This window comes from Porphyromonas bobii, from assembly GCF_943169685.1.
Taxonomy (GTDB): Bacteria; Bacteroidota; Bacteroidia; order Bacteroidales; family Porphyromonadaceae; genus Porphyromonas; species Porphyromonas pasteri.
Genome location: NZ_CALPBU010000001.1, coordinates 574,800 through 599,690 on the forward strand (window position 1 = coordinate 574,800; position 24,891 = coordinate 599,690).

The 24,891-nt window shown below is 52.1% G+C and carries 17 protein-coding genes and 2 tRNA genes; 2 read left to right on the forward strand and 17 right to left on the reverse strand.

The annotated features are described in order from the left end of the window. Positions 1-15: 15 nt before the first annotated feature. From KO088_RS02295 to KO088_RS02315, 5 genes are all read right to left on the reverse strand, one after another. Positions 16-1,425, reverse strand: coding sequence for a serine hydrolase domain-containing protein (locus KO088_RS02295; RefSeq protein WP_251419734.1), 1,410 nt, complete (start codon positions 1,423-1,425; stop codon positions 16-18). A 5-nt stretch (positions 1,426-1,430) separates the two neighbouring features. Further along, positions 1,431-2,762 (reverse strand): glycoside hydrolase family 3 protein, encoded by a 1,332-nt coding sequence (locus KO088_RS02300; RefSeq protein WP_215493240.1) that lies wholly within the window; start codon positions 2,760-2,762, stop codon positions 1,431-1,433. Between the two features lie 21 nt (positions 2,763-2,783). Beyond that, entirely contained in the window at positions 2,784-3,203 is a 420-nt protein-coding gene (locus tag KO088_RS02305; RefSeq protein ID WP_009433072.1) for a GtrA family protein, read from the reverse strand. 14 nt (positions 3,204-3,217) lie between these two features. Beyond that, the gene (locus KO088_RS02310) at positions 3,218-3,901 is read right to left on the reverse strand and encodes a CDP-alcohol phosphatidyltransferase family protein (RefSeq protein ID WP_215493241.1); all 684 of its coding nucleotides are present in this window, start codon (positions 3,899-3,901) and stop codon (positions 3,218-3,220) included. 395 nt (positions 3,902-4,296) lie between these two features. Beyond that, positions 4,297-4,371: transfer RNA gene (locus tag KO088_RS02315), tRNA-Val, on the reverse strand. Between the two features lie 610 nt (positions 4,372-4,981). Between KO088_RS02315 and KO088_RS02320 the strand changes: the two genes are divergently transcribed. Then, positions 4,982-5,161 carry a hypothetical protein gene (locus KO088_RS02320; protein WP_215493243.1) on the forward strand — a complete coding sequence of 60 codons (180 nt, stop codon included), beginning with the start codon at positions 4,982-4,984 and terminating at the stop codon, positions 5,159-5,161. Between the two features lie 103 nt (positions 5,162-5,264). On the opposite strand, the gene KO088_RS02325 is transcribed toward KO088_RS02320, so the two are convergent. Continuing rightward, a complete protein-coding gene (locus KO088_RS02325) occupies positions 5,265-7,211 on the reverse strand; it encodes a DNA topoisomerase IV subunit B (RefSeq protein ID WP_215493244.1) in 1,947 nt (648 codons plus the stop codon). 909 nt (positions 7,212-8,120) lie between these two features. On the opposite strand from KO088_RS02325, the gene KO088_RS02330 reads away from it, so the two are divergent. Continuing rightward, a tRNA-Lys gene (locus KO088_RS02330) sits at positions 8,121-8,193 on the forward strand. Between the two features lie 105 nt (positions 8,194-8,298). On the opposite strand, the gene KO088_RS02335 is transcribed toward KO088_RS02330, so the two are convergent. The 11 genes from KO088_RS02335 to nusB form a co-directional block, all read right to left on the reverse strand. After that, positions 8,299-8,814 carry a pyridoxamine 5'-phosphate oxidase family protein gene (locus KO088_RS02335; RefSeq protein ID WP_215493363.1) on the reverse strand — a complete coding sequence of 172 codons (516 nt, stop codon included), beginning with the start codon at positions 8,812-8,814 and terminating at the stop codon, positions 8,299-8,301. Positions 8,815-8,898: 84 nt separating this feature from the next. Continuing rightward, on the reverse strand, positions 8,899-14,595 hold the full coding sequence (proA, locus tag KO088_RS02340) for an anti-phage protein ProA (protein WP_215493245.1): 5,697 nt from the start codon (positions 14,593-14,595) through the stop codon (positions 8,899-8,901). Between the two features lie 528 nt (positions 14,596-15,123). After that, positions 15,124-16,845, reverse strand: a complete 1,722-nt coding sequence (gene lpdA, locus KO088_RS02345) for a dihydrolipoyl dehydrogenase (RefSeq protein WP_215493246.1) — start codon at positions 16,843-16,845, stop codon at positions 15,124-15,126. Between the two features lie 39 nt (positions 16,846-16,884). Further along, on the reverse strand, positions 16,885-18,003 hold the full coding sequence (locus KO088_RS02350; RefSeq protein ID WP_215493248.1) for a dihydrolipoamide acetyltransferase: 1,119 nt from the start codon (positions 18,001-18,003) through the stop codon (positions 16,885-16,887). 84 nt (positions 18,004-18,087) lie between these two features. Beyond that, positions 18,088-19,092 carry an alpha-ketoacid dehydrogenase subunit beta gene (locus tag KO088_RS02355; RefSeq protein WP_188807491.1) on the reverse strand — a complete coding sequence of 335 codons (1,005 nt, stop codon included), beginning with the start codon at positions 19,090-19,092 and terminating at the stop codon, positions 18,088-18,090. Positions 19,093-19,134: 42 nt separating this feature from the next. After that, complete coding sequence (locus tag KO088_RS02360) at positions 19,135-20,103, reverse strand: thiamine pyrophosphate-dependent dehydrogenase E1 component subunit alpha (protein ID WP_044114448.1); 969 nt, start codon at positions 20,101-20,103, stop codon at positions 19,135-19,137. 1,044 nt (positions 20,104-21,147) lie between these two features. Continuing rightward, complete coding sequence (locus tag KO088_RS02365) at positions 21,148-21,552, reverse strand: DUF5606 family protein (protein ID WP_215493249.1); 405 nt, start codon at positions 21,550-21,552, stop codon at positions 21,148-21,150. An 87-nt stretch (positions 21,553-21,639) separates the two neighbouring features. Next, the gene (gene coaE / locus KO088_RS02370; protein ID WP_215493251.1) at positions 21,640-22,284 is read right to left on the reverse strand and encodes a dephospho-CoA kinase; all 645 of its coding nucleotides are present in this window, start codon (positions 22,282-22,284) and stop codon (positions 21,640-21,642) included. Continuing rightward, complete coding sequence (locus tag KO088_RS02375) at positions 22,262-23,284, reverse strand: CdaR family protein (protein WP_215493253.1); 1,023 nt, start codon at positions 23,282-23,284, stop codon at positions 22,262-22,264. Before KO088_RS02375 ends, coaE begins: the two co-directional genes overlap by 23 nt. A gap of 106 nt (positions 23,285-23,390) precedes the next feature. Continuing rightward, on the reverse strand, positions 23,391-23,705 hold the full coding sequence (gene yajC / locus KO088_RS02380) for a preprotein translocase subunit YajC (protein ID WP_215493255.1): 315 nt from the start codon (positions 23,703-23,705) through the stop codon (positions 23,391-23,393). 55 nt (positions 23,706-23,760) lie between these two features. Beyond that, positions 23,761-24,813, reverse strand: coding sequence for a transcription antitermination factor NusB (gene nusB, locus KO088_RS02385; protein ID WP_215493257.1), 1,053 nt, complete (start codon positions 24,811-24,813; stop codon positions 23,761-23,763). Positions 24,814-24,891: the final 78 nt, after the last annotated feature.

Sequence of the window (24,891 nt, forward strand, 5' to 3'; positions counted from 1 at the left end):
GATAAGGGATCAAGTTTATCTGGGCGTGGTGGCTCCGACAGCCTCATAGACCAAGTCTTGGAGACGCTGACGGAGACGCTCACGTATGAGGGTCGTATTCTGACGTGTTGGGTAGGTGCGGTTGGAGAGGAAGATAAAGATGAGGTCATACTTGGGGTCTACCCAGAAGCACGTCCCCGTGAAGCCCTGGTGTCCGTAGGTCGCTGATGAGGCATAGATCCCCGTAGGACCACCCGAAGAGCGGGGCTTATCAAAGCCAAGAGCTCTGATGCCCGATGCACTCGTCGTCTCAGTGAAGAGGCGGACGGTAGAGCTGGGAATGACCTGCTTCTTACCCCATGCTCCATGCTGGAGAAGGAGTTGGCAAACCTTAGCGAGTTCTTCAGCCGCACCGAAGAGCCCCGCATTACCCGACACACCACCGAGACAAGCTGCAGCTTCATCATCGACCGTACCACGCAGGATCTCTCCACGCAGGAAGGTATCATGCTGTGCGGGTGCGATCTGCTGGATCTTTACGCCACGCTCCAAGGGATTGAAGTACAGACGTGCTTGGATGGGGCGATAGATATGCTTCGTGACGAACTCATCTAAGGGCTCACCAGAGACACGCTCGATGACTTGCTGGAGGAGGATGAAGTTCAGGTCGCTATAGCGGTAGCTCTTATCCGATGAGACACGAGCTGAGAGGAGGCGCTCCATCATCCGAGTCTTGAAAGAGGGCGATAGATACTTCTTTGAGCCAAAGCGCAGGGTATGCTCTTCGGTCGCCTTATCAGAGATGTACTTATCGAGGAAGCGGAAGTTCGGGTTACCCCAAGCCTTCCCTACGAGAGGCACACCACCTGCAAAGGACTTATAGCGGATGAGCGAGCCCTCATAGCTCGTATCATCAATAAGGTCGGTATAGAAGTTAATCCCCGCTGGTAGTCCAGACTGATGGAGCAGGAGCTGGCGAATAGTGACCATCCCAAGCAGGGTCTCCTTCGTCTCGGGGAGGTAACTCAGCAGTGGAGAATTAAGGTTGATCTTCTTCTCCCCGACGAGAAGCATCAGAGCAGGTGTCGTAGCAGCGGCCTTCGTGATAGAAGCTAAGTCATAGATACTCTGTGGCGTAGCAGGCTCCCCTTGTCGTCCCTTGAGACCCGTAAGCGAACCATAGGCTTTGTTCACAAGCACCTCACCTTGGTAGAAGGCAAAGATCTGACACCCAGGATAAGCCCCTATGCGAAGCCCAGCCTCAGCTAAGCTATCGATACGAGCTAAGGCTTTGGAGGATACTGATTCGGGAGCAAGGATATGCTCAGTAGCTGCTGGCAGGCTATCTACCAGCAGACTATCAGGCTGCTGAGGTGTCTGCCCATAGAGAGTACCCAGCTGAAGAAGCGAGAGGAGAGCAACGAGAGGACGGGAGCGCATAGACATATGGTTTAGCGACGAGCCTTCGACGTAGACTGAATAGCCTTGGTCTTTGCCGTAGGATCTTCTCCTTCACCAGCAGATACATCAGCTTGCCAGAGGCGGCTACGAAGCGAGGCTTCTTCGGGAGTCCATATCTGCTTCTTGACCTCAGCCGCAGAGGCTTCGGGAGACTTCTTCTTGATGATCAGCGCATACTTGAAGGCCAAGATACGACGGCACTTCTCTTCTACTTCGGCTTCACTCACCTCACCCGATCGGAGTGCTTGGATGATTGCATTACGAGCTTCTAAAGGCTGTGAAGGGCCGAGGAGGATATCATTACCAGCTTTCAGGGCTTCAACTGCTACCGAGGTCACGCCATTAGCCTGAGCACCGCGCATCTCCAGAGCATCCGTGATGACAAGTCCCTTGAAGCCCATATCGTGGCGTAGAAGATCTGTCGTGATCTTACGGCTAAGGGAGGCAGCACGTCCCGTGGCATCATAGGCTGGTACATGCAGGTGGGCAGTCATCACGCCACCCAGTCCCGCATCACGATAGGCACGGAAAGGATAGAGCTCGACACGCTGCATACGCTCACGTGAAGCCGATACCGTAGGAAGTGTCTTATGAGAGTCTTCGGAGGTGTCACCATGCCCAGGGAAGTGCTTAGCGACAGAGAGGACACCGCCCTCTTCGAGCCCCTGACCATAGGCAACAGCACAGCGAGCGACGAGCTCAGGGCTATCGCCAAAGCTGCGGGTACCGATGACGGGATTCTTAGGATTGATATTCACATCCACTACAGGAGCGAAATTGATGTGGATCCCCATCAGCTGGCACTGACGAGCGACCTCAGCACCATAGGCTTTGATGAGCTCCATATCTCCCTTGATACCCAGCCCCTTACTACGAGGATAGCGTGGTGCATCCTTGAGACGCATATAGAGCCCCCACTCCCCATCGAGAGAAATGAGCATGGGCACAGTACTAGCCTCTTGCAGAGTCTGTGTCAAGTCTCGCTGATCGGCAAGGAAACCCTTTTGGAAGAGTATCCCACCCCACTTCTCCTGCTTCATACGCTTCAGCAAAGCAGACTTGTCCTCTGGACGTGGGTAGATAATCGGCATGATCAACTGCCCCACACGTCCTTCTAAGTCGAGGCTCTTATAGACGCTGTCGACCCAGCGCTGCTGTGCAGTAGGATCAATACCACGGAAGACGAGGAGGGCTTCTTGTCGTGGCTCTGTCTTCTTGGGAGTCTTACTCTCCTTTGGTGCAGAGAAAGCATCAAAGCTAAGAGTGCAGCACAGAGCAAGGCCCAGTAAATATCTTGAGGGCTGGAAGGTGATTGTAGCCATTGAGAGATATAAATAAAGCGCTTAGGGCTTCTGCTTACGGAAGACCCAAAAGCGCTGTAGCGTATAATTGAAGAGTACGGAGACAAAGAGATCGCTGATGAGCTTCCCTATCTTATAGTCAATCCCAGCATAGTGCTCAAGAGCGTACGTGCCAAGATACTTTAGGAGGATACTACCTGCTACAGTCGTAGCGAACTTGAGGATCTGACCACCCAGGCCACTATCATAAGCCACCCCCTTATCTCGGAAGGTCCAATAGCGGTTGAGCGAGAAGTTAACGACTGCCCCCACTACCCCACCACAAGCGAGTGCCCAGAAGAGCTCCCAGCCGAAGACCTCGACGCCAAGGATCATCAATCCATAGTCCACGACAGAGCCAGCTCCAGCGGATATCTGGGCTTGGGTAAAGTTCAGGACAAGACGTCGAAGGCGCTGAAGCAAGGGAAAAAATGACCTTAGTTGGAAGCCTGCTGCTGCTCGCGACGAAGGGCGATATCGCGCTCATCTGCTGCAGCCAGGAGCTTACGGAAGTCTGAGACGAAGGAGAAGAAGAGGATGATCGAGATCACGAGACCGAACCACTGCATGCTCCCAGGGAAGAAGAATTCCGAACAGAAGAGCAAAGCTAAGATGATACGGACCTCCGTCGGACCGAGGATGCCCGAGTCAATCGAATACTTATCGGTGACCTTATAGCGGAGCTGTGAGATGATCATCTCAGCACCGTAGAGGACTACAAAGATGAACCCAACGACCTTCCATGCAGGCTGTACATAGGCGTAATAGCCCAAGCCGATAGCCACGATACCTATCCAGTCAACTACGATATCCAGACAGAAGCCAAACCACTTACGGGGCTTCTTACGGTAGTAAGCAAGACGCCCATCAAGGGAGTCTCCAAACCAGTTGATGAAAAAAGCGATGGGAGTAAATAGCAGGAGCCAAGAGCCCCAAACCGAGGCTAAGCACATAAGCGCCGCTACGAGTAGATTGCCGCAAAGGCCCAGCGAGGTAAGCATATTGGACGTCACCCAGCGAGGCATTCGCTCTACGAGATAGGCGATGAGAGCAAGCTCCTGATCATGAAGGATATTCGTTCGCTTACGATCTTGGCTTATCGCCTTTTTAGTTTCAGACATAACTCTGTATTATTCTATTGACTGGGTCCTCTGGGCTCAGCCTATCTACCGTTGTCAAATGAGGGACGGGACTTCCATTCTATAATGTTTGGAGGTCATACCACCCGAGTACCGACGGCCAGTCGGTGTCCCTACCACAAAGTTAACCTATATTTTCATATAGTACTCCGGCTTAGCATATGGTCTTGCTTATCATTTTGCACACCAAATCGAAATCACAGTTCAAGCACATTCTTCCCTCCTCTGAATCGAGGTGGAGAATAAGCATATCACCCAGGCATATACAAAAAAAGAGGAGCTATCGCTCCTCTCTCTGTTGTCTCATAAGGACTCGAACCTTAACAAACAGGACCAGAATCTGTTGTGCTACCATTACACCATGAGACAATACTCGGTGAACCTTGGCGGACTCGAACCGCCGACCCCTACCCTGTCAAGGTAGTGCTCTAAACCAACTGAGCTAAAGATTCATGTCGTTTTTGACACTGCAAAGGTAGGCAAATATTCCGAACCACCAAACATTCGGCGAAAAAAATCTCTCTACACCATCTATTGTATAGCGCCATTATATCAGAAGCATCATTTCTATCGGGTAACATCATTCCCCTTTTGAGAGTCATTGAAAAGACTGTAGCTTAGGATGTAGGGAGAGTGAAACTATCGTGACAGAACTAAAGCAATAGCCATTCGTCCCCAGACCTATAGTTGTCCCGTATGTGAACAACTATTCGTTCGCAGGTAGAACGAGTAGTGGATTAAACCCGAAACCAATAGTCGTTTGTGCATGGAGCAGTAGCTATTTTGAAATCGACTTAGCTAATCTCATCTTCAAATCGCTATCTAAAGAGTAGCAAGTGAGAAGCAACAAGGCACTTCAAGAAGAGAGAGATTCCTGAGCAAAGAGTTAGCTTCGTGTTAATAGTTGCCGACTCAATATGATCCTGAGATCTTGAGAAAGAGAGCACGGCAAAGCGCTGGCAGTATGATTCCAATTACCTTTTATTACCTCTGCTCACAAGAAGTCGGTCCCGAGACCACTCCAATAGTCTTAATTTACTATCTCTAAACTGTAAAGCGAATATGAAGAAGTTCATCCTCGCCGCAGCGTGCCTCTTCGCGCTCGGTGCAAATATCTCGGCTCAGAACCCCGAAAAGAAGGAACCCGTAAAAAAGGAATGTTCCAAGAACGATGCTAAGTCCTGCGATAAGAAGGACGCCAAGGATAAGCAGCAGGATTGCTGCAAGAAGCAGAAGAAGTAATCCCTCCTCTAACCTATAGCAAAGGCCCCGCTACTCAATGATTGAGTAGCGGGGCCTTTGCTTTTTATACAGCCGTATTACTAACGGCATCTATAGTGCGTGATCATTCATCGACGACGAGATTATCGATGATGAAGTTCTGACGCTCGGGAGTATTCTTACCCATATAGAACATAAGGAGGTTGCTTAGGTTATCCTCCTTGCGGATACGGATAGGATCCAGCTTGATATTCTCCTCGCTGATCCAATCCTTAAACTGCTCTGGAGAGATCTCTCCAAGCCCCTTGAATCGCGTGACCAGTGCTCGCTTGCCAAGTTTCTTCAGTGCAGCCTGCTTCTGAGCCTCATTGTAGCAGTAGATGTTTGTCACAAGTTCTTCGGCAGGTGCTTCCTCTGCAGTCTTCTTGGTACGGCCCCTCTTCTTAGCAGGGGCGCTCGTCATGAAGTTATCCGACTTCTTGTGCTCCTTGGGTAAGAAGACGCGGAAGAGCGGGGTCTCGAGGATGAAGACGTGCCCACGACGTACCAGCTCGGGGAAGAACTGCAGGAAGAAGGTAATCAGCAGTAGACGGATATGCATCCCGTCGTCATCAGCATCGGTCGCGATGATGATACGATTGTAGCGTAGCCCGTCGAGACCATCCTCGATATTGAGAGCAGCCTGAAGGAGGTTGAACTCTTCATTCTCATACACCACCTTCTTACTCTGTCCATAGCAATTAAGGGGCTTACCTCGGAGACTGAAGACGGCCTGATACTTAGGGTCACGACATGTGGTGATGGAGCCACTTGCAGAGTTACCCTCCGTGATGAAGAGGCTGGTACGCTCGGGCTCCTTGGCCTTAGGGTCATTGAAGTGAATCGTACAGTCACGAAGCTTCTTATTGTGCAGGCTGGCCTTCTTAGCTCGCTCGCGTGCAAGCTTTGCCACACCACTGAGAGACTTACGCTCACGCTCACTCTCCTGGATCTTCTGCAGCATGATGGCAGCATCCTCGGGGTGGATATGGAGATAGTTATCCAGCTCCTTACCGAGGAAGTCATTGAGGAACTTCTGAATACTCCGCCCATCAGGCTCCATATCCTTTGACCCAAGCTTCGTCTTCGTCTGGCTCTCGAAGACGGGCTCCTCGATCTTAATGCTGATGGCAGCTGCCATCCCATAGCGAATGTCACGGTAGTCGAAGTTCTTCCCATAGAAGTCCTTGATGACACGAGCTACGGCTTCCTTGAAGGCCGAGAGGTGTGTACCTCCCTGTGTAGTATTCTGTCCGTTGACAAAGCTATAGAAGTCCTCCCCTACCTGCGAGGTATGGGTCACGACGATCTCGACGTCGTCCTCCTTGAGGTGGATGATCGGATACAAGGGCTCCTCGGTGATGTTCTCCTCGAGGAGGTCTGCTAAGCCACGCTTCGAGAGATAGCGCTTGCCATTATAGATGAGAGCAAGACCTGCATTGAGGAAGGAGTAGTTCTTCACCATCGTCTCGACGAACTCATCCTTGTACTCGTAGTCGCGGAAGAGATCAGCATCGGGACGGAAGACGACTCGCGTGCCCGACGGTTCATCGGAGGGAACGGCCTCGGTCTCCTCTAAAAGCTTGGCATGGGAATAGCGAACAGTCTTCGTCAGACCTTCACGCCAGACGGTGATCTCACAGTGAATGGAGAGAGCATTAACAGCCTTGATACCGACACCATTAAGCCCGACAGACTTCTTGAAGGCCTTAGAATCAATCTTCCCCCCGGTGTTCATCTTGCTCGTAGCATCGATGAGCTTACCGAGAGGGATACCACGCCCGTAGTCACGCACAGTCACCTGACCGTCACGGATAGTGATCTCGACCTTCTTACCAGCACCCATGACATACTCGTCGATCGAGTTGTCAAGGACTTCCTTCAACAGGACATAGATACCGTCATCGGAATGGGAGCCATCTCCAAGCTTCCCGATATACATCCCTGGACGGCGACGAATATGCTCGTCCCACTCCAGGGTCTTGATGTCACTGTCGTTGTAGTCTACTGTCGTCTGTTCTAAAAGAGTCATGTGGTTGTAACGTCCGTCGTTGTTTTGCAGGTCAAAGATAGCAAAAAGCCCGCAGGAAACCGCCTGCGAGCCTATATAATACCCTCTAATATAGCCCTATGTCAACATACTCTCCACGACCTTCTCCATAAGCCTGCCCACTCAGGGTAACTACGCTACGTATAGCCTTGGCAGGCTGGTGCTACTTCGCAGACCTACCGCACGCTCTATCCGATCCTTACGGACGATATCCAGGCGAATCCCGAGCAACTCAAGCAGAACACGGGTTACTAAACCAGAGTAGGGCGCACTTCGCTCTCTCCGACGGCCTCGCCCCACTCGGGCGATCCATATAGAAGGCTTCCCTTGAGCTCCCACTGTGGAGCTCGAGGGCAAGCGGTTCTATATCATCTTCTTGCATGCCGATGTGTGGTTGCCTATGGAAGGGAGTGGTATGAACCTATATTGGTCATCGGGCTGACCTATATAGGTTGCTCTTCCGACCAATATAGGTCACGACGCGAACCTATATAGGTTGACTCAGTGACCAATATAGGTCGGTAGCACCTCCCCTCTCTCGTATATGCTATAGTAGGGTAAGACTACCCTCTCTTAGTGAAGCGAGATCCAAACGACTACTGGTCTGTGCACGGACGACTATTGGTTTGGGGGTCAAACTACTATTGGTTCGTTATCCAAACTACTATTGGTTCGAGCGCGGAGCACTACTGATTTGAGTGCGAACAACTATTGCTCTATGCTTGACATCTCTATTGCTTCGCTCCTTGGTCTTGAAGAAGTATGGCTTGCGCCTTGGTGTGGGGGCGCTACATACCCACGGCATAGATATTGGATGTATCACCGATATTGCTTACCTTTGCAACGCTTTAGAGTGCCTCCTGCAACATAGACACACTAAAAGCTTAGGTAGAATCAGTAGCTCAGTCGGTAGAGCACATCCCTTTTAAGGATGGGGTCCTGGGTTCGAACCCCAGCTGATTCACAGTGGGGATGTCGCAAGGCATCCCCACACTCTTTTATAAAGCATACGCCCCGCAAGACCTCTGTAGAGATCGTGCGGGGCGTATGCTTCATCGGGGAGGGAGTATCAGTCTCCGGCATGTGAAGCTCCTGTCTGTGGGACGTACTTACGCTTGCCACTATACTCCGTAATGTCAATACGAATGATCTCCGTCCGATGGAAGGACTTCTCTACATATGCCTTCCCCAGCTCCATATCATTAGGCGATAGCTTCTCTAAGAGAAGATGAAGCGCATGCCGGCGCTCCTCCTCGCTGAGGTCAATATGTGCAGTCCCTCGGAGGATGACGCTCTCATACTCGGTAGTAAACTTACTCGGAAGGAGATTCACGCGCCCGACGATACAGAGGGAGACCTCAGCATGACCAGCACGTATAGCACGGAGCTTCTTTCCCTCAGGGGCACAGTGGATATAGATGCAGTCTCCACCATCCCAGATATGATTGATGGGGAAGCCGTAGGGCTTACCCTCTTCATCGATCATCGAGAGGACACAGTACTCGCTCTCACGGAGTAGCTCCAGAGCTCGCTCTTCATTAAGTAGGCGATCACGACGCCGTACATCAGCATTATTATACTTCATCATCAGATATATCACTGGGCACAGATTGTAAAGACGACTGGAGAGTGGAGGTACCCTACTCTACCCTCTCAGATTTGCGAAAAACTATCTCGACAGTATCAGCTTTCCTTCATTCTCCAAGAGCAAACCACTCTGCTGTAATTGCTCAAGAGCGTAGGAGAAGGCAGCATCAACATTAGCTCCACGGCGAGAGAATCCCATGCGCTTTGCAGCAATAAGGGTCGCTGCATCAGGGGCGATCGACACATTCTGCTTCACCACTTCGAGGAGGACCTCCATCAGTTCGACCGAAGGGATCTCTTCTATTGAACGCCTTGTCACCACGGTATTGGGGCGGTAGCCCTTCCACTGCCCGCAGTCTTCCTGTGTAAGCCAAAGAGTCCAACCATCACGGTCAGAGACAGCGAAGAACATGGGCAGTAGGGCATCCACGATCCCCGTAATCGTCGAGCTAACTCGCGCAAAAGACTTGAAGGCCGCCACACGCTTTGAGAGGAGCGAATAGGTAATAGGCTGCTCTCGGGCTACGACCTCACGGACGAAGTCCTCCAGCGAAGTGCTGGTATAGCTATCGGTAGCGGGGTACTCCAGCGCCTCAGAAGAGCTTATCGGCTCAGCGATCAGATCTGCCTCAGTGATAGCGAAGGGAGAAGATACTGCTGTAGACTGCTGCTTCAGAGGGCGCTCTGAGAGCGACTTCAGTCGGGCAAGGATGCGCTCTATGACGAGGTCAGGCTGGCGGAACCAGTCCGGACTCCATACACGCATGACCTCCCAGTCAAGGCTCCCGAGTACGCTCGGCTGCACGACCTCACGATCTCGAGTCGTCTGAGTACGTCGGTAGGCTTCTCCATCGATCAAGATCCCTAAGCGATAGCAATCTGGTGCACTGGGCAAGGCTACAGCAAGATTGACCTTGAAGTTCGAGCGTCCCAGTTGAGTCATCGCAGGATAGCCAGCCTTCTGTAAGCGATTAGCTATCTGCTCGGCGATGATACGGTCGGCAGAGTCCGTATCGGGCTGAGGGCGCCGTACGAGCGTCTGTCGCTCAGCATACTCGAGGAAGTGCTTCAAGCCCTCTACGCCCTTAGCCTTCGTGCGGCGCAGATCGATCTGATCACTGGTCATCGTCGAGAAGACCAGCATTTCACAGCGAGCGCGACTGACGGCTACATTGAGGCGACGCTCACCCCCTGCCTTATTCAATGGGCCAAAGTTCATACTGACCTGCCCCGTAGTATCTGCACCATAGCCGATAGAGAAGAGGATGACATCACGCTCATCACCCTGCACATTCTCAAGGTTCTTGATGAAGATAGGCTCATAGAGCTGGTCAGCCAACTCTTGTAGCGAGGTATCACGAGCCATACGCTCGGTCAGCGTATCTTCAATAAGATTCTGCTGTGCGGCACTGAAAGCCACTATACCCATACTTTCCCCTCTCAAGCTATCATCACGCAGACGACGGCATATCTCATGGACGATCGCCTCTGCTTCGGCCTTATTCTGTCGGGTCTTCCCCTTGTCATAGGTCCCCTTAATGTGAATGAATCGCACCTTCGTCGCTTGGTCATCCACAGAGGGGAAGGTAATGAGTTCCCCATCATAGTACTCATGGTTACTGAAGGCGATAAGGCTCTCGTGGCGGGAGCGGTAGTGCCAATTCAGCTGTAGCGAAGGTAGACTGAGAGCCTGGCAGTCCTGCAGGATGCTCTCCAAGTCATCGATGCTCTCCTCTTCTTCCTCGACGGAGTTCGTACTGAAGAAGCTCGTTGGAGGCATCTGCTTGGGGTCTCCTACCACGATGAGGGCATTCCCTCGAGCTATAGCTCCTACAGCTTCACTGGTCGGCATCTGAGAGGCTTCGTCAAAGACCACTAAGTCGTACTTCTCCGCCCCTAAGTCTATATACTGTGCCACCGACATAGGGCTCATCAGCATACAAGGGCAGAGGCGCGGTAGAAGGTTAGGGATATCATCCAGCAGCTGGCGAATTGAAGTACCTCGCCCTCCATTGGCTATATTACGATTGAGGCGCCCGATCTCCGAGCTATTATCTATGTCCTCGTAGACATGGGGAAGCTGATTGGACAAGCGAGCATAGAGCATCTTCTTCGACAGCTCTTGGAACTCTGCCGTCAACTCCTTGTAGCGCTGTACCTGCTGATCAAAAAGCTCACCCTCAAACGTGCAGAGGAGCTCACTCCGAGCTATCTTCTGCTCGGCTAAGGCACGATAGAGTCCCTTGAAGAAGGCTTGCATAAGCTGCGCTGCATCTACTCGCTTCGCCTCCACCTCGCGAATGACGATATCAAGGCCCTGCGAAGAAAGTTCGCCTCGCAACTGTATCCAGCTATACCACTTCCCGACCAGCCCCTGATGAGTCTGCCAGCGAGAGAAGCACGAAGAGAGCGCAACAGAGAAGGAGCTATCGGAAGGGAACTGATACGACACCCAGGGCTCTGCCTCCTTTATATACTGCGACCACTCACCGGAGAGAGCATCGAGCCCTCGGAGCTGATGCTTTAGCTCTTCAGTGAAAGCAGGCTTAATGGACTCTCGGATAGCGGAGACTGAGAGCTGTAGCCCCTCAGCAAAAGCCTCTACAGCCTTCACCAAACGAGGGAGGTAATCCAAGAGGCTTCCCAGCTCCGAGGTCGAAAGGCTACGTCCCAAAAGCTGGTGTATCCCTCCGCTCTCTCCCGCACAGTGCTTAACTTCCTTCTGATACTCAAGCACACGTTCCAGATACTCTGCTACTGTCTGAGCTTGCAGCTTCTCACTGTAGAAGCGTATCTTCTTGAGGTAGCTACGAGAGGCAAAGAAGCGAGGTAAGAACCAAGAGTCTTCAATAGCCTTCCACTCCTGTAGGAGGCTCAGTGCATCTATCTCTAAGAACTCCTCACGGCAGTCAGCCGTGAGCATAGCACGGAGTTCATCGCGATGCTTCAGATGCTCCCAGCTCGAGCGCAACTGGGCGATCTGATGCTCATCAAATGCAATAGCGACGACAGATGAGTGCATCAGTGGAGAGGCTGAGATCTCTGAGAGGAGGTCTATACCAAGACGTAGACTTCGCTCACTATCCTCCAGATCTGCGCCAAAGATCTCCGTAAGGAGAATACGCGCACGCTGTATGCGTCCTGTGAGAGTCACACCTTCGTCAAGGAGACGTGCTAAGGTCTGGGGCTCTTGGATGCAGGCAAGTGTGGGCCATAGTCCAACCAGAGGATGCTCCGAGGGCTGCCCTGTGACATTGAGTACTGCGGGAAGCTTGCTACCGAGTAGCTCTTCGCAGTGTGTGATAAATCCCCCATCAAGATGTGCCAGCTGCTCGTTCAATGTGACCTCAAGAGGCTCTACCTCATACGATTCATAGCGCGATATACATTCGTAGAGGGAGAGCTTGGCTCCCTCTCGATCCTTATGAAGGCTCTCCATATACTGGATCAGCAGCGTACGACGCTCGTAGAGCTTCTGAGCTATGGTGTCATATTCCTCTGGCTCTCGGATCTTCGCCGCATGCAGAGCTTTATCCAGCTGCTCCAAGACATGCTTCTTTGTCACCTTGTTGGAGTGAAGCTCAAGGCAGAAGGGATCAAGGCCAATCTTCTCAAGTCGGCTCTGTACCACGCTGAGAGCAGCCATCTTCTCTGCTACGAAGAGCACTCGCCGCCCCTGGTAAAGTGCGTTGGCGATGAGGTTCGTGATCGTCTGCGACTTCCCCGTACCCGGAGGGCCATAGAGGATGAAGGAGGAGCCACGCCCTGCCTCCAAGACAGCAGATAGCTGTGACGAGTCTACGGGGACAGGTAGAGCAATGCTCCCTGGAGTCAGATGCTTATCCTCCTCTGCCAAGTTCGTCTGCAGAGGCTGAGGTTGCCACTGGAGCGAACCACTGACGAGGCTGGCGACGACAGGATGCGAGAGAAGCTCCTCACGGTGATTATGAATATCGTGCCACATCAGGTACTTATTGAAGGAGAATGCCCCAAGGACACACTCCTCCTCGACATCCCACTTACTCTGCTCTCGGAGAGCGTCTCGGACTTGCGCAAAGATGAGAGGCACATCGACACCATGCTCATCTCGGGGAAGGGGATCAATCCCCTTGATACGTATGCCGTAGGTCTGGCGGATATATTCGATGAGGGTGATATTGAGTGAGATCTCCTCATCTCGCTTGCGGATATAGTAGCGCCCACGCTTGTAGATGAGATCCACGGGTAGGAGAAGAAGTGGAGCATAGCGTGCTCGAGGGCTATTCTTCTTCTCATACCAGCGAAGGAGACCAATCGCCAGATAGAGCGGATTAGCCCCCGTCTCTTCCCTCGTCGTACGAGCATGACGATAGATATTCTTGAGGATCAACTGTGTCTCATCCTCAGCGTAGTAGGTATGTAAGAGCTTCTGCCTCGTGATATCATTTAGGATCAGCGGCTCCAGAGAGCTAATCATACTGGAGCGAAGTAAGCGCTCTTCTCTATCTACTCGTACGACTCCCTCAGGAATAGGATGGATGCAGTACTCCGTATTCTCCTGCAAGTAGTCCTCTATGGAAGCGACATCGAAGGAGATGAACTGTATGGCACGGCTACGGACAGAGAGATTGAGGAAATTGTTGCGCAGGGAGAAGTCCAAGAGCTTTCGCTCCCAGATATCAAGCTTATTGACCTCCGTCTTATCGTCATAGGCACGATCCAAATCATATCGAGTGCGATGGGTAGCCTCGATGGCACAGGCCGTATGCTTAGGAGCTTCCTCGGGAGCTAGCTTCCACGTACCGCCCTCACTGAGGCGAGTTGGTAGCGAGATAATACCCTCCAAGCGACAGCGAGCTATGTCTATGAACATCTGAAACTCATTATCCCTCTTGAGATGCTGCCGAGCGATCTCCTGTGCATGCTCAAAGGAAGCATAGTCCTTAGTAAGCTCCGTACACTCAAGTACAAGCATCTCGGAGATCCCCTCAGAGCAGACCTTCTCTAAGAAAGAAGCATCATCACAGATGCTCTGACGGTAGCACACTTCGCTGAGCCACACACCGAGGAAGGCATGCCCACGCATGATCACTACCCCACTATTGATCCCAACCGCCTCCAGTACAGAGGCCATCAAGAGGGTCAGCTCAATACAGTTCCCCTGATGACTCTCAAGGACCTGATCCGCGAGCGTGATGCGCTGCCCGATAGCCTCATAGCTGGCAGGCACTGCGCGGTAGATAATCCCTTCTTGATGGAGCGCAGCAAAGATGGCACTAACTTGCTCAACGACCGTATTGGGGTCTCCATCTTGATACTCGACAAAGGCACTTGCCCCTGTCATCCGCATGAGGAGAGCTGATGCCTTGACGACCATCCGCCCTACAGCAGGCTGATTGGGCACCACAAAAGAGGCCAGACACTGTGGAAGGATCTGCGTCCCCAGCCATTGATCAAATGCCATCAACTCCAGGTCATACTCCCGCGAAAGCAAGACTTCTTCCCCGCTATAGATCTGTACAGTGAAGGAGGAGATGACACGCTCTGAGAGCTCAAGCAAAGCATCAGCCTTGGGGAGAACAGCGACATCAGAGATACGTACCGTGCTCCCACGATCAATGCGGCTATATATAGCAGAGCACTGCTCTTGGACAAAGCGCCCCCCAATAGAGACACTGATATCCAGCAGGTCTTCCTCACCGACATTCGCGAGCTCTATACTGCTGCAGACTGGGATATGGTTGTGTAGGAGTGCGTAATTGACATTCTTGATATAGTCAATATGTAGCTCTATCATCATCGTAGGGGTCGTTAGTCAGGTCGATATGGGAAGGCAAAAGATAATGCCTCTCACCGCTATAACACTCAAAGGTAGCTATATTTCAGAAGGTAGCTACATAGGGAAATCCCCGCCTTTCCTCCAAGAAGAAGCCTTCCCTCAGAAGTGCAGTAGCTGAGAGAAATACCTCAGCAGAAAGCACTACTATGAAGTCAGGAAAGTAACCAGTACTGGTCCGAGAGGTGAGCAGTACTGCTCCACTCGCTGACCAGTACTGGTCGATATACCCAACCAGTACTGCTCACTTCAGCGACCAGTACTGGTCGCAAAAGGAACTAGCAGAGGGAGGGTCATCGCACTGCATTATACTCCCTATTTATCCATCAGATAATCAGCCAGCTATCTCTATAGCCCACTTCATAGCAGCACCTGAGAAAGAGGCCTCTCCCCTACCCTCGGCAAAAAAGAAGCCTCCCCACCGCTTCGTGCAAAAGCAGTGGGGAGGCTTGCCTTATCAGAGCATAGAGCTACAAAGAGCTCTACGAGAAGTTACTTCTTCTTAGCGGGAAGGTGAATAGCAAGGCCCAGAGCGTCAGCGATAGCTTCATAGAGAGCTTCGGAGTAGGTGGGGTGCCCGTAGATCGTAGCGATGACTTCCTCAGCGGTAGCTTCCATCTCCATAATCAGCGAAGCCTGGCTGATCATTTCAGCAGCCATAGCACCGATGATGTGGATACCAAGGATCTCACCGTACTTGTTGTCGAGGACAACCTTGACGAAGCCTTCCGTTTCACCAGAAGCGAGTGCACGACCGTTAGCTGCGAAGGCGAACTTACCGATGCGGACATCTCCGTACTTCTCACGTGCCTGGTCTTCGGTCAGACCGACCATAGCAACCTCTGGGCGCGTATAGACTACAGAAGGAGCGGAGAGCATCTTGAGTGCACGTTCGTTGCCCTGCAGAGCGTTCTCAGCAGCGACCTCACCCATACGGAATGCCGTGTGAGCAAGCATCTTCAGACCGTTGACATCACCAGGAGCATAGATGCCCTTGACGCTGGTCTCCATGAACTTGTCGACCTTGATGCGACCGCGCTCGATTTCGAATTCGATCTCACCGACCCCTTCGAGGTCAGGCACACGACCGATAGAGAGCAGAGCCTTTTCAGCTTCGATAGCCGTACCATCCTTGAGGATAGCAGCGAGCTTGCCCGAGCGGTCTTCGATCTTTTCGATAGCAGCACCAGTCAGGATCTTGATACCACGCTTTTCGAGTTCGCTACGGAGCGTCTTAGAAACTTCCTTATCGAGAGCAGGGATGATGTAGTCAGCCATCTCGATGATCGTCACCTTCGTACCGAGGGATACGAGGGCTTCAGCCATTTCGACACCGATGACACCACCGCCGATGACGACGAGACTTTCGGGACGTTCTTCGAGGCTGAGGATATCGTCACTGGTCAGGACTGCAGGATGATCAAGACCAGGGATAGGCAGACGACCTACCTTAGAGCCACCAGCGAGGATGATCTTATCAGCCTTGATGATGTCCTTGCCATCGACGACGACGTCCTTGTCACGGTTGATCTTACCGACACCGCGGAAGACTTCTACACCGTTGCTCTTGAGCAGCGAGTAGACACCGCCCGTGAGCTTCTTCACTACGCTGTTCTTGTAAGAGACGAGCTTCTTCATATCAACAGTGAAGCTGGTGTCAGCGAAGTTGATACCACGAGCTGCAGCCTGTGCTACACCGTCGAGGATCTCAGCATTGCGGAGGAACGTCTTGGTAGGGATACAGCCCTTGTTGAGGCAGGTACCACCGAACTCAGCCTTCTCAACGATAGCGACCTTTGCACCAAGCTGTGCAGCACGGATAGCAGCTACGTAGCCAGCAGGGCCACCACCGATGACGCAGAGGTGGTAGGAGCCTTCGAGATGTACCAGAGGAAGCGCAGCACCTTCGTGCTTAGGACCTTCCTGCTTTTCAGGTACGATCTCATCCTTGGTGCGGACGGTCTCAAGGCTTTCGCCAGCTTCACCGATGTAACCAATAACTTCGGCGATGGGTACCGTCTCACCAGCCTGGTGAGTGATCTTGAGGAGCACACCCGAAGCTTCAGCTTCGAGCTCCATGCTCGTCTTGTCGGTCATGATTTCGAGGAGGACTTCACCAGCCTGTACGGGGTCTCCCTCGTTCTTGCGCCAGCTGACGATCTCACCTTCGGTCATATCTAAGCCCGTCTTGGGCATGATGATCTCTGTTGCCATATCTATTTAGGATCTTCTTTTGTAGTTCGAGTGGTTGATTTAAACGAGGAGAGGGAGTGGAGACTCCAGGGTAGCCTTCAGCTCCTGCATGAACTTAGCTGCACCAAGACCGTTGATGACACGGTGGTCACTGGTCAAGCTCATCTTCATGATGGGGCGGATGACGACCTCACCGTTGCGTACGACGGGCATTTCCTTCGTCCCTGCTATGGAGAGGATAGCGGAGTTAGGCTGGTTGATGATCGAGGTGAAGGACTCGACACCATACATACCCAGGTTGGAGATGGTGAAGGTGCTACCTTCCTGATCCTGCGGCGTAAGCTTCTTGCCAACAGCACGCTCGGTGATGTCCTTGAGACGGAGCATCAGGTCTACGAGGCCAAGCTTCTCTGCCCCATGAACGACAGGCACCAGAAGGCCTTCATCCATACCGACTGCCATAGCGAGGTTCACATAGTTGTGAAGCTCGATCTGTGAGCCATCAGCAGAGAGAGAGGCATTGATGTAAGGGTGATTCATCAGCGTGCGCACGACAGCGATGGAGATGATATCCGTGACAGTGAGCTTCTTGCCCGTCTTCTCCTTGATAGGCTCGAGGAGCTGTTTGCGGAGCTTCGTAGCTTCATACATATCGACCTCATAGTTCAGGACGAAGGTAGGAGCTGAGAAATAGCTATCTGCCATACGCTTAGCGATGACACGACGCATCATGTTCATCGGTACGATCTCGACTTCACCTGGAGCGGCGGCGATTGCAGAGGCAGCAGGTGCAGGAGCTTGAGCTGAAGCAGCGGGAGCGGCTGCCGATGCTGCAGCTGGAGCGGCGGCAGGAGCAGCAGGCTTATCCTGCGTGAAGGGATCGATGATCCCCTCGAGGTTGGGGTAATAGCGATCTCCAAGGACAGCAGCTACATCAGATCGCGTGATCTTCCCTCGGAAGCCCGTCCCCTTAATCGTAGAGGTATCGACGCCAAAGGCATCAGCGATCTTCTTAGCCAGAGGAGTGATACCACCTGCCTTCTCGTAGCTGAACTCAGCTACGTCCTCAGCGTGGATACGCCCCTTGTAGCCAGAGCCTGCGATCGCATTCAGGTCGACTCCCATGCGGTGAGCCAATGAGCGAGCTGCAGGTGTGGCTCTTAGTTTATCATTTCCCATATTCAGATTATTCTTATGACGTATAGCCCTCACCTGTGATTGGGGTAGAGGGCTATACGCGGATAGTATCTTCGTGTACGACGATTAGCGCTTGTCGTAGAGTCGCTCGATATACTTCAGGATGCGATCAACATCGGGGAGCATAGCGACCTCGAGAGAGTGGTTGTAAGGCGTAGGGATATCCTCAGCGGCCAGACGCAGGATGCGGCTATCGAGATAGTCGAAGGCACCGCTCTCAGCGATAGAAGCTGCGATCTCACCGAGGAAACCACCCGTCTTGTGAGCATCGTTGACGAGGAGTACACGCCCCGTCTTGCGGACAGACTCGATGATCGTCTCACGATCCAGTGGAGCCAGCGTCATGAGGTCAACCACTTCGACCTCGATACCCTTCTCAGCAGCCTTGTCAGCAGCCTTGAGGACACGCTCCAGCATACGGCCATAGGTAACCACAGTGACATCCTTACCGACACGCTTGATATCAGCCTTGCCAATAGGCAGGACAAAGTCAGGAGAGGTGGGCACCTCGCCCTTCATATTGTACTGGGCCTTGTACTCAAGGAAGATCACGGGGTTGTTATCACGAATAGCAGCCTTCAGCAGCCCCTTGACATCTGCAGGGGTACCTGGAGCTACGACCTTGAGACCTGGGATGTGGCAGAACCATGATTCAAGGCTCTGAGAGTGCTGAGCAGCAGAGCCCAGACCCGAGCCAGCAGCGCAGCGGAAGACAACGGGCACAGAACCCTTACCACCGTACATATAGCGGGTCTTAGCAGCCTGGTTCACGATGTTGTCCATCATGTACACGACGAAGTCCATGAAGGTCACGTCGACGATAGGACGCATCCCCGTCAGAGCAGCACCGACAGCACAACCCGAGATAGCATTCTCGGAGATAGGCGTGTCACGTACACGCTCACTGCCGAATTCCTCCAGCATACCTACTGAGGTACCGAAGTCACCACCATAGACGCCGACATCTTCACCCATAAGGAAGACGTTCTCATCGCGACGCATCTCTTCGCTCATCGCTTCGATGATGGCGTCACGCACGGACATCACCTTTGTTTCTTGTCCTTCTATCATAATAGTTTATTCTTTTTCTTAGGGTTAGTGAAGAGCAGTGGCCTATTCGGTGAAGATATCTTCGAAGGCCGACTCAGGAGAGGGCTCGGGACCCTTGCGACCGTACTCTACGGCAGCGTCAATGGCCTTGTGGCTTGCAGCTTCGATAGCATCGAGCTCCTCAGCCTTGGCAAGCTTCTTATCAAGCAGGTAGTTACGGAACTTGAGGATAGGATCCTTCTTCTTCCACTCGTCTACCTCTTCCTTCGTACGATACTTACCAGGGTCAGAGGTCGAGTGACCGTACCAGCGGTAGGAGATAGCTTCGACGAGGACAGGCCCCTTGCCAGCGCGTACATCCTTGATCACCTTGTCCATCGTCTCACGTACAGCTAAGAGGTCATTACCATCTTCGATGAAGACGCCAGGTACACCATAGGCAGCAGCACGCTCATAGACGTGCTTCGTACGCATCACAGAGCTGATAGGCGTAGAGATGCCATAGCCGTTGTTGATACAATAGAAGATTACGGGGAGATTCCAGATGGCTGCCATGTTCAGCGTTTCATGGAAAGATCCTTCGTTGGTAGCGCCGTCACCGAAGCAACATACGACGATCTTGCCCGTGTTCTTCATCTTCTGAGTGAGGGCTGCACCGATAGCGATACCCATACCGCCACCGACGATCCCATTGGCGCCGAGGTTACCAGCATCGACATCAGCGATGTGCATCGAGCCGCCCTTACCCTTACAGACGCCGTTTGCCTTACCCATGATCTCAGCCATCATACCATTCAGGTCAATGCCCATAGCGATACTCTGACCGTGGCCACGGTGATTGGAGGTAATGAGGTCGCCCTTCTCCAGACCAGCAATAGCACCGACATTAGCAGCTTCTTCGCCCACGGAGAAGTGCGTCATACCAGGGACTTCCCCACGACGCACCAGCTGGTTGACCTTGTTGTCGAAGTTGCGAATGTCCTCCATCTTGCGGTACATCTCCAGCAGTTCTTCTTTCTTGAGTTTAGCCATAACTGTATTCTATTTAGATACTTATTTGATCTTCTATTTCTGCAATGCCTCGGCAGATACCTCCGTCTTAGCGTTCAAGAGGAGCACTACTACAGGCTCATGCGTCGTGATTCAGGAGCATCTCCATGCTCTAATAAGGGAAAATAATCCGCATTAACCCTCTGTATTGTCATATTGACTATGCAAAGATATGCATTACGCATAAATCCCATCACACCGCAGCCCCTTCAGACGAGTTTTCACCGCTCCTCAGACCCGATTTTAAGAGAATTTGTATCTTATTTTGAGCCTAAAATGCGGCTTTTAGCAAGTCAACCAAGAATCAGAAAAGTGACTTTCACTTAGAAAACAGCAAGAGAATCAGATGGTTCACTCATTAGCCACTCATTTTAATAAGCTTGAGCTATTCCTTCATTTACCCCATCAATAGCTGCTACTTTAAATAGAGACTGTTGACTTAGAGTCCTGTCCTCTTTTTAGAGTGCTAAGGCACCGTGCGCCCAGCTCCCTGATATACCTCTCCGAAGTGATACACAAGCCCTTCGCCTTATCGCGAGTATTCCTCTTATCCAGCGGAGGGAAAAGTATCGTTCTCGTCAAGAAAAAAGCGCCTTCCCGCAGTGGTACTCTTCTATCTATGCACGTAGTCTTAAAGACCAGGCACATAAACCCAAATATCCACGTACGTAGATATTAGAGCCACGTACGTAGATCAAGCTCATCTGCCACGCGTCCACAACTTTTATCCCTACGCGGAGGAACTACCTAATATAGGTCACTTCACAAAGCTATATAGGAATCAGTCCAAAACTATATAGCTTTCTTCGCCATCCTATATAGCTCTACCCACGTACTCAAATAGGTGCTTTAGCGAGAATCTCACTCCTCAGAGAGGCAACATGAATAGATTCCCCTACCCTATTTATCTATCTTAGATATATCAAGTAGAGCATGATGCCGCTAAGGGTGGATATAAAAAGCCACCGCACACAGCTGGGATAGCTGCGTGCGGTGGCACAATGATTCTTTCAGATAGCCGAGAGCTTACTCTGCTTCGTCCTGATCTGCAAAGTCCGTGATACCGGCCTCAATGAGGATGTTGTACCAAGTGTAAAGCTTCTTGATGTCCGAGGTGTAGACACGCTCGCGGTCAAAGTTAGGAATCACTTCACCGAACGAGTTGCGTAGCGCATCGCTATCCTTGAGGAGTTCTTCAGACACTGCTACACCAACCTGCTTCTCATGGAGATGCGTGAGGACTTCCGAGAGAGCAATATCTTCGCCGTCAGTGAACATGGAGATATCACCAAGCGATACCACACGGTCCTTAGGCAGAACGGGGATACGCTTCTGAGTCTGGAGAGACTCGACGATGAGCGTATTCTTGCCGGAGGAGAGGAGACGATAGAGTCCAGGCTTGCCTGAGATAGAGAGAATGGTCTTCAACATATAGGATCTTATTTGAGCGGAAGGCTGGCTGCCTCCCATGATGGGTGCAAAAATAGGGATATTTGAGTGAATAGCCACTGAGAAAGCTCAGTCGAGGAGCTTATCAAAGAGACTATCAAGTTGGGGGGGGAGAGGATGAGCCTCATCATTATATATCAGGAAGTCTGCACGCTGAGCTAATTCTTCCTGAGACATCTGATGCTGCATACGAGCACGGACAGCTTCCTCACTTGCGCCATCGCGCATCATAGCTCGCTGCAAACGTAGCGTATCATCCGCAAGGACGGCCAAGACTCCATCGGTATAGGCATCGAGTCCAGCATCCAGAAGCAAGGCACTCTCTAAGGCACACAGGCGTTTCCCTTCTGTGCTGAGCCCTTCACGCCAAGCGACAAAGTCGCGACGCACAGCGGGATGCACGAGGGTATTGACTTGCCCCAAAAGAGAGCGATCGGCGAAGATCAGTGATGCCAGCGCCTTCCGATCAAGCAATCCCGAAGGAGCATAGATACCTGCACCGCAAAGGCTAATCATCGCTTCTCGGAGCTCTCCATCAGTATCGTAGAGGGCCTTAGCACGGCTATCGGTATCATAGACGGGGATGCCACGCTCCTCAAGTAGACGAGCTATGTAACTTTTTCCGCTACCTATCCCCCCTGTGACCCCCAGCGTGTAGATGCCATGAGAGGTACGAGCTGAATGTAGAGGACTACTTGCGCTCTTCGATGACATACTGCACACGGTCTGGAGTCAAGCGATAGTGCTTGAGCCAATCAGGCTTCTGCACAAGAGTGATGGGGAGCTGACGAGGAGTTTCCCCAGAAGCATTGCCAGCCGTCACGAGATCGGGATAAGCTACAGCGATCTTCAGCTCCTCAGGCTTAATATCCTTGTAGCGAGAGCGAGGTAGCGTGAGCTGGATCGTAGCTACTCGAGGTAAGGGCAGAAGAACGAATCCCTCTGGAGCACCTGTCACCTCGACGGGGAGTGTGAAGGTCTGCTCCGTAAGCTGCTCTACGGGGACATGGACCTGCACCACATTGGTCGAGGCATATACTCCATCGGGCAGGAGAAGGCGTACCTTCGTCGTCGTCGTCGCCTTCAGCATGTGCTCCTCGAAGGGAGCTGTAAGAATCGTTGTCAACGTGTCTAAGGCCTTCCCCGAAGCAAATACGGTGATCTCCGTTGGAGTAAGCTCAATATCACCGATGGCATAGCCCGTAGCGACCTGCGGCAAACTTCCCAACGTGATCGGAAGCACCTTACGATGACGACGGTAAGCCGTCGCATTAATTGAAGCGGGCGAGATGGAGATGACACGAGCTGATGTAGCGAGTCGGCTACGCACTTCTCCCGAGAGGGCAGAAGCCGAAAGCGAGAAGCCTGCGATGATCTGATGATCACGCTGCAGGCGAAGGCGGATAGGAGCCAGTCCACGAGTCGTATACTCCAAGAGATGCCCCCCTTCATCCTCTAAGCTGACCTCAATGTACTCAGGTAGCTTCGTCTGCATACCCACCTCAGGTGGGATGGAATCATACACCACGGGGATATGCAGCGTATAGGTAAAGCGACGCTGAAGGCTCTGCACGAACCAGAAGGTAGCAGAGAGCAAGACAAAGACGAGGAAGATAAAGAGCTCCCTACTCCTACGACGCTTGGGCGGGGAGGAGTTCAGCTTTCGGGCTGATAATGGGACTCTCGGAGGCGAGTTCTTCAGATCTAATCGCATAGCTCGTAGACATTGGTCCGCACGATCACACGGCGGATATGAAGAGAGGCTGCCCGCACACTTGTAGCAGGCAGCCTCTTGTATTTATGAGACCGTAGGCTGTAGGCTACTTGGCAGCTGCCTCGGGATCCCCTGCAGGGAAGACAGAGCCCTTATCGACACGGACACGTACTCCGTCAGCGATCTCGACGACAAGCTCGGTCTGCTTGACATCCTTGATCACCCCGTAGAGGCCACCAGAGGTCACGATACGATCGTTGATGCCGAGTGCATCGCGCTTCTGCTGCAGTTCCTTCTGACGCTTCTGCTGGGGACGGATCATGAAGAGCCAGAAGATCACGAAGATTGCGACCATCATGATGATAGTAGAGTAGCCACCGCCAGCATTCTGTCCTGCGGCCTGGAGGAGAATCATTTCCATTCGTTATGTGTATTAAGTATTGGGTGAATATTGTACGTTACTATGGAGGACTATACTACTTGAGTATCTTCCCCTCCTCCTTCAACTTTCGTGCCAAGGCATCAAGAACGCCATTGACAAAGGAAGCACTATGGTTCGTCGAGTAGTGCTTTGCCAACTCGACATACTCATTGATCGTGATCTGAGTAGGGATAAGAGGGAAATAGAGGAACTCCGTCACGGCAAGATTCAGCAGAAGCGCATCAACATCAGCCAGACGCTCACTACTCCATCCTGCACTCAGCACGGGCTCAATGATCTTCATTTGATCATCGTACTTCAGCAGAGTCTGACGGAAGAGCAGACGAGCAAAGCGCTCATCATCCTCGTCCTTGAAGGCCGGACGGATATCATCGTCGATGGCCGTATCCTCTTCGCTCTTGCGCAGAGTCTTCTCGACGAAGTCCTTCACGACTTCTACAGGACCATTCTCCAAGCGTGCACTCTGATAAGCACCCGCCTCGCGAGCCTCATTGAGGGCAGCCTGTAGCGCTTCATCTTCTGTAGCGGGACGATCTTCGACCTCAGCCTTCTCGACTTCTCTCAAGTCATCCTGCCAGTAGATCGAATGCTGCTCCAGCCATTCGGCGAGCATCTCATCCGTCGTGATGATCTGTGTAAAGACATCGACCCAGAAAGCACGATCCTCTTCAAAGCCTACCTCAGTAGCCTTGAGATAATTTGCATAGATATCCGAAGCTTCGATGCGACGGAGGAGGTGGCGCAGGAGTGCTTCATCTTCCTCCCAGCGGAGGCTGAAGCCCTCATACCACGTATTCAGCTTCTCTGATGCCGCAAGCTTAGCAGCCAAGCGATTCTCCAGAAGGCGCAGATTGGGGCTACGCTCTGCCTTCGTCGCAAGATGCTTATTCTTACGGATCTCAAGCACCTCACGGTAGAACTCCGTGAAGGAAGGGATAAGCTGTAGGAGGAAGAGGTAAAGGTCGTACGTACGATGGAGACTGAGCAAGAGATCCTGCTCAGCAGCGGTCAGCTTCAGCTCACCACGATGGAGGTGAGCATAAGCCACCTGAAGTACACGGGTGCGTATTAGTACTCTATTGATCATAATTTCAAGTCGCTTACTCCTCTTCTGTGGCCTTACTCACATGCCCAGAGGACTCAGGGAAGTAGGACAAAGAACGCA